The organism is Agrobacterium tumefaciens (genome assembly GCF_013337285.1).
In the GTDB taxonomy this organism is placed as follows: Bacteria; Pseudomonadota; Alphaproteobacteria; order Rhizobiales; family Rhizobiaceae; genus Agrobacterium; species Agrobacterium burrii.
The window spans coordinates 366,452-379,314 of the sequence record NZ_SUPW01000005.1 but is presented as its reverse complement, the minus strand read 5'-3'; the positions used below and the strand labels follow the sequence as shown (position 1 = coordinate 379,314).

Annotated in this window: 11 protein-coding genes; 6 read left to right on the top strand and 5 right to left on the bottom strand. The window is 58.6% G+C overall.

Going from position 1 to position 12,863, the window contains the following annotated elements; all coding sequences use genetic code 11:
* Nucleotides 1-235 precede the first annotated feature (235 nt).
* From hrpB to FCH38_RS16375, 3 genes are all read left to right on the top strand, one after another.
* On the top strand, nt 236-2,722 hold the full coding sequence (gene hrpB / locus FCH38_RS16385) for an ATP-dependent helicase HrpB (RefSeq protein WP_153515378.1): 2,487 nt from the start codon (nt 236-238) through the stop codon (nt 2,720-2,722).
* A 29-nt stretch (nt 2,723-2,751) separates the two neighbouring features.
* Entirely contained in the window at nt 2,752-4,059 is a 1,308-nt protein-coding gene (actS, locus tag FCH38_RS16380; RefSeq protein ID WP_207134935.1) for a two-component system sensor histidine kinase ActS, read from the top strand.
* Nucleotides 4,060-4,132: 73 nt separating this feature from the next.
* Nucleotides 4,133-4,720 (top strand): ActR/PrrA/RegA family redox response regulator transcription factor, encoded by a 588-nt coding sequence (locus FCH38_RS16375; protein ID WP_149900311.1) that lies wholly within the window; start codon nt 4,133-4,135, stop codon nt 4,718-4,720.
* 5 nt (nt 4,721-4,725) lie between these two features.
* On the opposite strand, the gene FCH38_RS16370 is transcribed toward FCH38_RS16375, so the two are convergent.
* Entirely contained in the window at nt 4,726-5,211 is a 486-nt protein-coding gene (locus FCH38_RS16370; protein WP_004444350.1) for an MmcB family DNA repair protein, read from the bottom strand.
* 183 nt (nt 5,212-5,394) lie between these two features.
* Here FCH38_RS16370 and FCH38_RS16365 point away from each other — a divergent pair, with 183 nt between their 5' ends.
* Nucleotides 5,395-6,096: a L,D-transpeptidase gene (locus FCH38_RS16365; RefSeq protein WP_149900313.1), complete on the top strand. Its 702-nt coding sequence runs from the start codon at nt 5,395-5,397 to the stop codon at nt 6,094-6,096.
* 88 nt (nt 6,097-6,184) lie between these two features.
* Here the strand turns inward: FCH38_RS16365 and FCH38_RS16360 are convergent, their stop codons facing one another.
* The 4 genes from FCH38_RS16360 to hslV form a co-directional block, all read right to left on the bottom strand.
* Nucleotides 6,185-8,344, bottom strand: coding sequence for a malate synthase G (locus tag FCH38_RS16360; protein WP_174374380.1), 2,160 nt, complete (start codon nt 8,342-8,344; stop codon nt 6,185-6,187).
* A 119-nt stretch (nt 8,345-8,463) separates the two neighbouring features.
* A complete protein-coding gene (locus tag FCH38_RS16355) occupies nt 8,464-9,429 on the bottom strand; it encodes a DUF1402 family protein (protein ID WP_174374379.1) in 966 nt (321 codons plus the stop codon).
* Nucleotides 9,430-9,627: 198 nt separating this feature from the next.
* The gene (gene hslU / locus FCH38_RS16350) at nt 9,628-10,935 is read right to left on the bottom strand and encodes an ATP-dependent protease ATPase subunit HslU (RefSeq protein ID WP_149900316.1); all 1,308 of its coding nucleotides are present in this window, start codon (nt 10,933-10,935) and stop codon (nt 9,628-9,630) included.
* 87 nt (nt 10,936-11,022) lie between these two features.
* Entirely contained in the window at nt 11,023-11,547 is a 525-nt protein-coding gene (hslV, locus tag FCH38_RS16345; protein WP_003521197.1) for an ATP-dependent protease subunit HslV, read from the bottom strand.
* 201 nt (nt 11,548-11,748) lie between these two features.
* On the opposite strand from hslV, the gene hisB reads away from it, so the two are divergent.
* Together hisB and FCH38_RS16335 are read left to right on the top strand one after the other, a co-directional pair.
* Nucleotides 11,749-12,345, top strand: a complete 597-nt coding sequence (hisB, locus tag FCH38_RS16340; protein WP_046799740.1) for an imidazoleglycerol-phosphate dehydratase HisB — start codon at nt 11,749-11,751, stop codon at nt 12,343-12,345.
* Nucleotides 12,346-12,367: 22 nt separating this feature from the next.
* Complete coding sequence (locus tag FCH38_RS16335; RefSeq protein WP_174374378.1) at nt 12,368-12,862, top strand: DUF2628 domain-containing protein; 495 nt, start codon at nt 12,368-12,370, stop codon at nt 12,860-12,862.
* Nucleotide 12,863: the final 1 nt, after the last annotated feature.

The following is a 12,863-nucleotide window of genomic DNA, read 5'->3' as shown; positions in this document are numbered from 1 at the left end:
TGAAAGTTTCCGAAGAATAGAGACAGGGAGCCGTAAAGGGCTGAATCTTCGGGCGTTTTCACCACGCACGCGAAGTCTCCTTTGCACGCATCATTGCCAATAGCTCGCAAGCAGCAGCGATATTGCCGGAGGAGCATCTGCGAACCCCTCACCAGCCGCTGTCAAACCGCCTGATCGTGCTTTAGAACGGTAGAGAGACGCTCATATACCACCCCAATGCCGCAGGCCTCTTTGCATGACCAGAACAGCAGCTCCTATAAAGACCTATTTGCCCGAACTTCCCGTTAGCGCTGTTCTGGGCGATATTGCCGATGCGCTGGCCGGCGCGAAACGTGCGGTTCTTTCGGCTCCTCCCGGCGCGGGCAAAACGACACTGGTCCCGCTTCACCTCTTGCAGCAGGAATGGCGCGGCAACGGCAAGATCATTCTTCTTGAACCACGCCGGCTTGCCGCTCGGGCCGCGGCCGGGCGCATGGCTGATCTGGCGCACGAGAGTGTGGGCGAAACCGTCGGCTATCGCATGCGGCTCGACAACCGCATTTCCTCCAGAACCCGGATAGAAGTGGTGACCGAGGGGGTATTCGCCCGGATGGTGCTTGATGATCCGGAGCTTACCGGCGTTTCGACAGTTATTTTCGACGAGTTTCATGAACGCTCACTCGACGGCGATTTCGGACTGGCGCTGGCGCTCGACGTGCAGGCTGGATTGCGAGACGATCTTCGCATCCTCGTTATGTCCGCCACTCTTGATGTGGAACGCATCAGCGCGCTAATGGGCGATGCGCCGGTTGTTCAGAGCCTCGGCCGGACATTTCCAATCGATGTTCGCTACGAGGATCGCTGGCAGGGCGCGCCGGTTGAAGAGAAAGTCGCCAAGGCGATTATCGAAGCCCATGCGGCGGAAACAGGTTCCATCCTTGCGTTCCTGCCAGGGCAGGCGGAAATCACCCGCACGGCCGCACGGTTGGAGGGACGCTTTTCCGATGATACGGACATCATCCCGCTTTACGGTAACCTGTCGCAAAAGGAGCAGGATGCAGCGATCAAGCCGGCGGCGGCCGGGCGACGCAAGATCGTGCTTGCCACCTCCATCGCGGAAACCTCGATCACCATCGACGGTGTGCGCGTGGTGATTGACAGCGGGTTGCAGCGACTACCGGTGTTCGAACCGGCAACGGGAATAACGAGGCTGGAGACCGTGCGGGTGTCGCGGGCGTCCGCGGATCAGCGGGCGGGCCGCGCGGGACGAACGGAACCCGGCGTTGCGATCCGTCTGTGGCATTCGGGACAGACGGCGGCGCTAAATGCCTTTACGCCACCGCAAATTCTGGCGAGTGATCTTTCCGGCCTTGCGCTGGATCTCGCTCATTGGGGTGTTCACGATCCTTCCATGCTCGCCTTTCTGGACACACCGCCTGAAGCAGCGCTTAAGGAATCGGTGGCGCTTCTCAAAAATCTCGGCGCTCTCGATGAAAGCGGCGCGCTCACGCCACGTGGCCGCCTGATGCGCGGCCTTTCACTGCCACCGCGGCTGGCGGCGATGGTGATTGCAGCGGCAAGTGAGGGTGCAGGGAAAAAGGCGGCGATGCTCGCCGTCATGTTGACGGAACAGGGGCTGGGCGGAAACGACATCGATCTCGATGAACGACTACGGCGCTTTGTTTCCGAGAAAGGCGAGAGAGCGCAAGCGGCGCGCAAGCTGGCGTCGAGACTGTTCGATGCGGTTGGCGATACAAAAACGACAGCCGAATTACCGAGTGAGGCCGGCCCCTTGCTGCTGCACGCCTATCCGGACAGGATCGCGCTTCAGCGCGGCGCGCGCGGCCGTTATGTGATGGCGAATGGGCGGGGTGCTGAACTTGCAGAAACTGAGCGACTGGCGGCGAGCAGAATGCTTGTCGTGGCCGATATTACCGGACGGGCAGCGCAGCCGCGCATCCTTGCAGCGGCAAGCATCAACAGGGCCGATATAGAAGAGCGGATGCCGCACGTTATCGTTCAGCAGGACCAGTTGCTCTTTGACAAGGCAAGCGGCCAGGCGCGCGCGCGCCGGGTCACGCGGCTGGGCGCCATCATTCTTGACGAAACGCCCCTGCCCCGCCCGGAAGGCGAGCAGGCGGCACAGGCGCTTGCGAATGGCATTCGGGAATTCGGCATCGCCATCCTGCCCTTCTCGAAAGAAACTTTGCAGCTGCGCGACAGGATCGGTTTTCTGAACGCCAGCATCGGTGAGCCCTGGCCGGATGTCAGCGATGCAGCATTGCTATCGCGACTTGATGATTGGTTCGTCCCTTTCCAGCACGGCGCGCGTAGCTTGCAGGATATCCGGCCGGGTAGCCTTTCTGAGGGGATTATATCTCTGGTGCCGCATGAAGTGGCGCGTGACCTCGGGAGACTAGCGCCGACGCATTTCGAGGCACCGACGGGCCAGCGGCACGCCATCCGCTACGATGCCAGCGAACCGACCCTTTCCATTCGTGTGCAGGAACTTTTCGGACTAAAGGCCCATCCCGCCATCGCGCAGGGGCGCTTGCCGCTGCTGCTGGAATTGACCTCGCCGGCGCACAGGCCGATACAGACGACACGCGATCTTCCCGGTTTCTGGGCTGGATCCTGGAAGGATGTGCGGGCGGATATGCGCGGGCGTTATCCGCGCCATCCATGGCCGGAGGACCCGGCAGCGGCTCTGCCGACCAGCCGTGCGAAACCGCGCGGAACGTGACGACGATGAATAGGGTAAAGGAGACGAAGGTGGCTGGCCATCCTATCGAAACCACAAGGCTTGGCCGTGCAAGCCGCAGGATAAGACTGCAGACCATTGTCTGGCTGCGATGGCTCGCCGTTGCGGGACAGACGGCGACGATCCTTTTCGTTGCTTTCGGGCTTAACTTCCCCTTGCCGCTTCTGGCCTGCGGCCTTTTGATTGCGGCGCTGGCGCTTGCCAATCTGTTTCTCACCGCCCGCTTTCCCTCCACTTATCGTCTGGAACCGTGGGAAGCGACATTGCTGCTGGCCTTCGACCTGCTGCAGTTGACGGCGCTGATCTATATCACCGGCGGCCTTTCCAATCCTTTCGCGCCGCTGATCTGCGTGCAGGTCATTATCGCGTTTGCCTCGCAGCCGCTGCGGCATTCGCTCATTCTTCTCAGCTTTGCCGTCATCTGCTCGACTGCGATCGCCTTTTCGCCGTTTCCGGTTCCGTGGTATCCCGGCGAGGTTTTACCGATCCAGCTTCTGCTGCATGTCGGTACCTGGGTCGCGATCATCGCCACCACATCCTTTGCGGCCTTTTATGCCTATCGCGTTTCGCATGAGGCCAATCAGCTGGCCGACGCGCTGGCTGCAACCGAACTGGTGCTGGAGCGGGAAAAACACCTCTCGCAGCTGGATGGGCTTGCGGCCGCCGCAGCGCATGAACTCGGCACGCCGCTTGCAACCATCAGTGTTGTCGCCAAGGAGATGGAGCGCGAACTCGGAAATGATGAAAAATACGGCGAAGACATAGCGCTGCTGCGCAGCCAGAGTGAAAGGTGCCGCGATATTCTGCGCCGCCTCACATCGCTTTCAGCCGACAATGAGGAACATATGCGTCGCCTGCCGCTCTCTTCGCTGATCGAGGAGGTGATGGCGCCGCATCGGGAATTCGGCATTCGCCTCGAACTCGTGGAAAAGAGCAACCGGGCCGATGAACCGGTCGGCATTCGCAATGCCGGTATCATCTATGGGCTGGGCAACCTCATCGAAAACGGCGTGGATTATGCGCGGGAGAAGGTGACGGTGACGGTGGAGCATGACTCGCAGAACGTCGCAGTCCTCATCGAGGATGATGGGCCGGGTTATGCCCATGACGTGCTTGCCCGCATTGGCGAGCCCTATGTGACCGAACGTCACAACGACACGCGGGCGGGTGGGCTGGGGCTTGGCCTTTTCATCGCCAAGACGCTGCTGGAGCGATCCGGCGCCAGCGTCATCTTCGAAAATCGGGGGTCAAGCAAAACCGGCGCGCGGGTCACAATCATCTGGCCTCGGGCGCTTATGGACGATAAAAGAAGTCATTGACTTTACCATCCACGTTGAAGCGGCGATAAGAACAAGAAAACAAAGCCGACGAAGTTGCCGGAAGGCCGGAAACATGAAGACAGAACACCAGACCCCACCCACCAACGCACCGACGGATGACATTGATCCGATCGGCCCCGACAAATCTCTGCTGATCGTCGATGATGACGGCCCGTTTCTGCGCCGGCTGGCCCGGGCGATGGAAACACGTGGCTTTACCGTCGATACCGCCGAGACGGTGAGCGAAGGTATTACGCGCTCCAGGGCCGCGCCGCCCAAATATGCTGTGGTCGATTTGAGGCTTGCCGATGGCAACGGGCTGGAGGTGATCGAAGCCATCCGGCAGTACCGGGACGACACGCAGATCGTCGTTCTGACCGGTTATGGCAACATCGCAACCGCCGTTACCGCCGTGAAGCTTGGGGCGCTGGATTATCTGGCCAAACCTGCCGATGCAGACGATGTCTTTAATGCTCTGACCCAGCGCAAGGGTGAAAAGACCGAGGTTCCGGAAAATCCCATGTCTGCCGACCGGGTGCGGTGGGAGCATATTCAGCGCGTTTATGAAATGTGCGAACGCAATGTTTCAGAGACCGCCCGCCGTCTCAACATGCACCGGCGCACCTTGCAGCGCATTCTGGCAAAGCGCGCACCAAAGTAACGGCGTCACTCTCCGAAGCTGCGCCCGGTCGTCCACTCCGCCAGCATCAACCGGGTTGCAGCGGTTCTCGAGAAATCCAGCATCACAGATTTGCGGGTCGCCGGCGGCAATTTATGCTCCGGCGCATCGCGCAGCATATGGGCGCCATATCCGTCCGACAGGATCAATCCGCATTCTTCCGGGAAAATATCGGTCGGGACTTCCGGATGGGTTGCGAAAAACAGCCGGTCGCAATGCAGGCGGTATTCCGGCCATTTGCGATCGACGCGGAAATCCTCGATCGAGGATTTGATTTCGATGATCCAGATTTCACCCTTAACCGACAGGCTGATGAGATCTGCCCTTCGCCCGCTCGCAAGCGGCAGTTCCGGCAGTACCGAATGACGCATCTCGTGCAGAAGCACCTGAACGCCGCGACGCACCAGCATCGCCTTGTCCGACTGGCGGCCATCTATTAACGGATTATTGTTGGTAACGGAAAGAATAGTCATGGATAAAGGCTGCTGAAGCGTTTGGCCTATTGTTGCAAAAAGGCAATCAACCGGCAATTTTAAATGCACAACCGACTTGTGAGTGCACAACGGCTTGCCAAGAGCGGTTTAATGGAAAATAACCGATTTATCCAATTAAGCCTACTCCTTCGCACAATTTGGCGAATTTTCCGCGAGAACGATATGCGCATCCGCACCCCATTGGCCGTACTCGGTCTGACGGCAGCACTGGCTCTGGCCGGCTGCGCCGAAACCACCTCCCCATCTTCCGGTAAAATAGCGGCATCGGTGCCGGTTGCCGACCCCGTTCCGGCAAAAGTCGAAACCGTCCAGATCTTCAATGACGTCTATGGTCCGGTGACCGACGCAGGATATGCGCTGCCGGCTATTCCGATCAATCGCGTGAACGAGAAGTTCCGTCGCCAGATCGTCGAGTTCCAGACAAACGAGCGTCCGGGCACGATCATCGTCAATACGCGCGAGCGTTACCTTTATTATATCATGTCCGGCAACCGCGCGGTTCGTTACGGCATCGGCGTTGGCAAGGCGGGTTTCGCCTGGGCCGGTGAAGCCTATGTTGCCTGGAAGCAGGAATGGCCGATGTGGCATCCGCCGAAGGAAATGGCGGACCGCAAGCCGGAAGTTGCCAAGTATGTTGAGGCCGGCATGGGTCCGGGCCTTTCCAACCCGCTCGGCGCGCGCGCCATGTATCTCTTCAACGAAAAGGGACAGGATACGCTGTTCCGTATCCATGGTTCGCCCGAATGGGCTTCGATCGGCACCGCTGCCTCTTCCGGCTGCATCCGCATGATCAACCAGGATGTCATGGATCTTTACAGCCGCGTCCGTCCGGGCCGCAGCTCCAAGGTCGTCGTGATCCAGTAAGATAAGATAGAAGACAAAGAAAAAGCCGCCGGGGAATTCCCGGCGGCTTTTTTATTTGTCTAAACGTCTAGGCGCAGCTTCAGGCTGACTACTTCGCCTTCAGTTCCAGACGGCGGCGGTGCAGAACCGGTTCGGTATAGCCGTTCGGCTGTTCACGGCCCTTCAGCACCAGCTCAACGGCGGCCTGAAACGCGATCGACCCTTCAAAGTCGGAGGCCATCGGCAGATAGGCCGCATCGCCGGCATTCTGCCCGTCGACCACGGCAGCCATGCGCTTCATGGTCTCAACGATCTGACCTTCTGTCACCACGCCATGGCGCAGCCAGTTCGCCAGGTGTTGTGCGGAAATACGCAGCGTCGCGCGATCTTCCATCAGTCCGACATTGTTGATGTCAGGCACCTTGGAGCAACCGACACCCTGATCGACCCAGCGCACGACATATCCCAGAATGCCTTGCGCATTATTGTCGAGTTCGCGCTGGATTTCCTCCGGCGTCCAATTGGGACGCGGCGCGACCGGCACCGACAGAATATCGGAAAGCTTCGCGCGGCCTCGGCTTTTCAAGCCTTCCTGAACGGCCGCTACATCGACCTTGTGATAATGCGTAGCATGCAGCGTCGCCGCCGTCGGCGACGGCACCCAGGCGGTGTTGGCGCCGGCCTTCGGATGCGCAATCTTCTGCTCCAGCATCGCCGCCATCAGGTCCGGCATGGCCCACATGCCCTTGCCGATCTGCGCGTGGCCGGAAAGGCCGCACTCCAGTCCGATATCGACGTTCCAGTTCTCGTAAGCGGTAATCCAGGCGGCCTGCTTCATATCGCCCTTGCGGATCATCGGGCCTGCTTCCATCGAGGTATGGATTTCGTCGCCCGTGCGGTCGAGGAAGCCAGTGTTGATGAAGACAACGCGATCCTTCGCAGCACGGATGCTCTCCTTGAGGTTGACCGTGGTGCGACGCTCCTCATCCATGATGCCCATTTTCATGGTATTCGGCGCCATACCAATGAGGTTTTCGACGCGAGAGAATATCTCGTTGGCGAAAGCGACCTCTTCCGGCCCGTGCATCTTCGGCTTGACGACATACATGGAGCCGGCGCGGGAATTCAGCCGCCGCCCGGACGGGCCAACGTCGTAAAGCGCGATCAGTGCGGTGACGACGGCATCCATGATGCCTTCGGGAACCTCGCGGCCATCTCTGTCGAGGATTGCCGGATTGGTCATGAGATGGCCGACATTGCGCACCAGCATCAGCGAGCGCCCCGGCAAAGTGAGCGCCGAACCATTGGGTGCGGTATAATAACGATCCGGATTGAGGCGGCGAATGAAGGTCGTGCCACCCTTGGCAACCTCCTCCGTCAGATCGCCGCGCATCAGGCCAAGCCAGTTGCCGTAAACCAGAACCTTGTCTTCGGCATCGACGGCAGCGACCGAATCCTCGCAATCCATGATGGTCGTCAGCGCGGATTCGAGAATGACATCGGAGATGCCCGCCTTGTCGCCCTTGCCGATTTCCGTCGCTGGATCGATGACGATCTCGGTGTGCAAACCGTTCCTGCCAAGCAGGATCGTTGCCGGTTTCTCCGCCTCACCGGTAAAGCCCTTGAATTGTGCGGCGTCCTTCAGCCCCGTTGTGGCGTCGCCGATTGCAAGCTGCAACAGGCCGTCAACGATCTTGAAACCTGACACATCCGACCAGCTTGCCGTTTCGAGCGGCGCCGATTCATCAAGGAAGTTGCGCGCCCAGTTGATGACCTTTTCGCCGCGCTTCGGATTGTAACCCTTGCCCTTTTCCGCACCATCGGCATCGGAGATGGCATCGGTGCCGTAAAGCGCGTCGTAAAGCGAACCCCAGCGGGCATTGGCGGCATTCAGCGCATAACGCGCATTCATGACGGGAACAACGAGCTGCGGGCCGGCGATGGCGGCAATTTCCGGATCAACATTGCCGGTTTCCACTTTAAAGCCGGGACCTTCCGGCAGCAGGTAACCGATCTCCTTCAGAAAGCCCTCATAGGCCGCAAAATCAACCGGAGCGCCGTTCTGCCGGTACCAGCCATCCAGTTTTTCCTGCAATGTGTCGCGCTTTGCCAGCAGTTCACGGTTCTTCGGAGAAAGCTCGTGGACGATGGCCGAGAAGCCTTCGAAGAAAACCTCACTGTCCAGACCCGTGCCCGGCAGCACCTCATCCGTCAAAAAAGCATAAAGCTTGTTATCGATGGAAAGACCGAATTTATTCGTGCGGCTCACATGCGCCTCCTCTATTCTAGACGTCCAGATTGGACGTTGAAGAGGGCGCTCGTCAATTGCGGCAGGCAGCCAAATATTATTTCCATTTTGGAAACAATGAAGCCGATAGTCGTCTTTTTCTACAAAAGCGCCTGCAAGTCCTTGATGCGGTCATTCACCAGCCAACCGTAATAGTTTTCTTCCGGCAAAAGGGGCTGTTCCCCACCTGCGGCGCGCTGGCGGTTTTTCTGGGCGAGAGCGGCCGCCCGCTGCTGCGAGCCGCCGACATTATAAAGCGTGGAGGTCACGCCTGGATTTTTCGAAATATCCATGTCGGCAATCGATCTGTAGTCATCGATCGATTTGCGAATGGAGGCGGCCATGAAGGCCAGCGAGCGGTCCGGGTCCATGATGGCCGTATAGACGGCGGTAGCGTCGTTCTCATCCAGCTTATCGTAGCCGGAGGTTTTCGAAACCATGTCGGACAACATCAGCGCCGTCAGCGGGTTGATCTGGCCGAGGCCGAAGGTCTGCCCGGCGTAGAAGGGCTGGAAAAACACGGCACTGAAACGGTTGTTCGGATAGGCGACGCCATCCACGGTCTTGCCGCGGAAGCTGTCGTCCCAGACATCTTCCCGACAGTTCCAAAGACCGTAGGAATCCTTTTTCGACTGACATTTGGTAAATTGCGAACGCGTCAGAAATTGCGCGATGGTTTCATCCTTATAGCCGAAACGGAAGCTGCTGCCGGCATAGGAGGCGGCTTTAACATAGTAGGATTGCAGTCGATCATAGGCATCGACATTATAAGTATGCTCGCCGACGATCGCACCAACCATATGGATCGGGTCGATACCGTAGCGCCCGGCCGTCGATTTGATCTTGGCAATCAGCGCCTTGTCGGAGGACAAGAGGTCGATCACCTTCTGGTACTTGCGTTCGAAAGAGCTGTTGGACGCCTTGGTTCTGCGGGTGGAAGCGCCGGGAACACCGGGCTGTTCGGCATTGCGATTGTCCGGTGGAACGACCGTTGCGGCCTCGGCATAAGAAGACGAGACGACGGTGAACGCCAGAGCAGCGGCAAATGCCAGAAGAGTTTTGCGCACGAGCAAATGCCTTTTCTCAAGTCTGCGGCTTCCCGGCGAAATAGACGAGGGAAAACCGGACCATTCCACGAAAGCGGTTCCAACCGGAATGCAGCCCTTCCCATAAACAAAATGCGGGCTGAATGCGAGATGAGGCAGATAAAATAAAAAAGTGCGGCAAATATGGCCGCACTCTTCTTTCGTTTGTCCCTGAAGTCTTCAGAGAATATAGCGTGACAGATCCGTATCGGCGGCAAGATCGCCGACATGTTTTTTGACGTATTCCTGATCGATCTTGACGGCAGAGCCGCCGCGATCCGGCGCGTTATAGGAAATCTCGTCCAGAACCCGCTCCATCACCGTCTGCAGACGGCGCGCACCGATATTCTCAACCGACGAGTTGAGATGAACGGCCACATCGGCCAGAGCGTCAATCGCATCATCAGTGAAGTCGAGATCGAGTTCTTCCGTCGCCATCAGCGCCTTGTACTGGCGGATGAGGCTTGCTTCCGTTTCGGTCAGGATACGGCGGAAATCCTCTTTGGTCAGCGGCTTCAGCTCGACGCGGATCGGCAGGCGACCCTGAAGCTCCGGCAGAAGATCGGACGGCTTTGCCACATGGAACGCGCCTGACGCGATAAACAGGACGTGGTCGGTTTTCACCGGACCGTATTTCGTCGAAACCGTCGTGCCTTCGACAAGCGGAAGCAGGTCGCGCTGCACGCCTTCACGCGAAACGCCGGCGCCCATGCCGCCATCACGCGCGGCGATCTTGTCGATCTCGTCGAGGAAGACGATGCCGTCATTTTCCACCGACTTCACCGCTTCGCGCTGAATCATTTCGTTGTCGAGCAGCTTGTCGGATTCATCGCGGACGAGATCGGCATAAGATTTCGATACCGTGGTGCGCACCTTCTTCGTGCGTCCCCCCATGGCCTTGCCGAACATTTCCGACAGGTTGAGGACGCCGATATTGGCGCCCGGCATGCCGGGAATTTCGAAACCGGGCATGCCCGAGCCGCTATCCGCCACTTCGATATCGATTTCTTTGTCATCCAGTTCGCCGTCGCGTAGCTTCTTGCGGAAGCTTTCGCGGGTGCCGGGCGACGCCGTCGTGCCGACCAGCGCATCTAGCACCCGTTCTTCGGCGCTGGCATGGGCCTTGGCCTGCACCTCGGCACGTTTCTTTTCACGCACGAGCCCGATGCCGATTTCCACGAGATCGCGGATGATCTGCTCGACATCGCGGCCGACATAACCGACTTCGGTAAACTTGGTCGCCTCGACCTTGATGAAGGGGGCGCCGGCCAACTTTGCCAGACGACGGGAAATCTCCGTCTTGCCGACACCGGTCGGCCCGATCATCAGAATGTTTTTGGGCATGACTTCGTCGCGCAGGCTCTCATCGAGCTGCTGGCGACGCCAGCGGTTGCGCAGTGCAATCGCGACCGCACGTTTCGCATCATGCTGGCCGATGATGTGGCGGTCTAATTCCGAGACAATTTCCCGGGGAGAAAAAGTGGTCATTCTATCCTCTCGGCTTTCCTGTTCCGGCCGGCCATTCCGGCCCGGCCCACAGGACCCTTGGGTGAGAAATGGGGGTGAAAAATTCGCTTATTCGGCGTCGAGCGTTTCGACGACGAGATTATGGTTGGTATAAACGCAGATATCGGCGGCGATATCGAGCGACTGGCGCGCCACCTCTTCGGCCGACTTGTCCGTGTCCATCATGGCGCGAGCGGCCGCAAAGGCATAATTGCCGCCGGAACCGATGGCGATCGCGCCATGTTCTGGCTCCAGCACATCGCCATTGCCGGTGATGGCAAGCGTGGTGGATTTATCGGCCACCAGCATCATGGCTTCGAGATTGCGCAGATATTTGTCGGTGCGCCAGTCCTTCGCAAGCTCCACAGCGGCGCGCATGAGCTGGCCGGGATATTGCTCGAGTTTCTTTTCGAGACGGTCGAGCAGCGTGAAGGCATCTGCGGTCGCGCCGGCAAAACCGGCAATCACTTCACCCTTGCCGATGCGGCGAACCTTGCGGGCATTGCCCTTCATGACGGTCTGGCCAAGGCTTACCTGACCATCGCCAGCCATGACGACCTTGCCGCCTTTTCTGACTGTAATAATCGTTGTCATCAAACACCTGTCTACCCTGTCGGGCCTGGGGTTAACGGGCCGGTATGCGGCCCTTGTCGAGTTCTATGTAAGTTTGCTTTTCACGATTGCAATCATCCCCGCCGTGCACCGTTTTGCGCAAGCCAGCCAAGACGATGGAACAACTGGATATTTGTGTCCCGTGCTGATAAGGAACGGCAACATTTTCACGGAGCGGCCAAAATGGCAGAACGTAAAGGCGAGATTATCCGCACCACCAACGAAACTTCGGTTTCGGTGCGTGTGGATATCGACGGCACCGGCAAGTCGACAATTTCCACCGGCGTGGGATTTTTCGACCATATGCTGGACCAGCTGAGCCGCCATTCGCTGATCGACATGGACATCGAGGTCAAGGGCGACCTGCATATCGATGACCATCACACCGTGGAAGATACCGGCATCGCCATCGGCCAGGCCATTGCCAAGGCGCTGGGTGACCGTCGCGGCATTACCCGTTACGCCTCGCTTGATCTTGCCATGGATGAGACGATGACCAAGGCCGCCGTCGATATTTCCGGCCGCCCCTTCCTTGTGTGGAACGTCAATTTTTCCGCGCCGAAGATCGGCACTTTCGACACGGAGCTGGTGCGCGAGTTCTTTCAGGCGCTGGCCCAGAATGCCGGTATTACGCTGCATATCCTGAACCATTACGGCGCCAACAACCATCATATCGCCGAAACATGCTTCAAGGCCGTTGCCCGCGTTCTTCGCACGGCAACCGAGATCGACCCCCGGCAGGCAGGCCGCGTTCCCTCGACCAAGGGTATGCTGGCCTGACGCCAAAGCTGTCAGGAAGCCCATGACAAGCTATCTCGTTCTGGAAGCCCCCAACGGGCCGGACAGGGATCACAAGACGACCCGCTTTATTGCAGACCGTTTCGTCTGGCTGGCTCTGATTGCGCCGTGGTTGTGGCTCGCGATCAACCGCGCGTGGCTGGCGGCGGTGGTCGTTTTTATCGCCCTCGTTCTGGCCGGTCAGGCATCAATGTTACCCGGATTCGAACCGGTCGGCATTCTGTGCGGCTTTGCCATTTCCCTCATCACCGCACTGGAAGGACGCGATTTTCTCGTCCGGCACTTGATCCGAAAAGGCTGGAAGATGGCATCGATCATCTCCGCCCCTGATCTTTCGAGCGCGGAAGACATATATTTCTCGAAACTCTCAGAAAACAGCGAAACGACAGAACAGCTTTCGCAGCCGGTCTGGACCCCTTCGCCGCAAAGGAGCGGTGACAAAAACTTCATCAACGATCCCGCCGGATCGTTTCTTTTCGACTTGAATGGAAGGCGCTGAC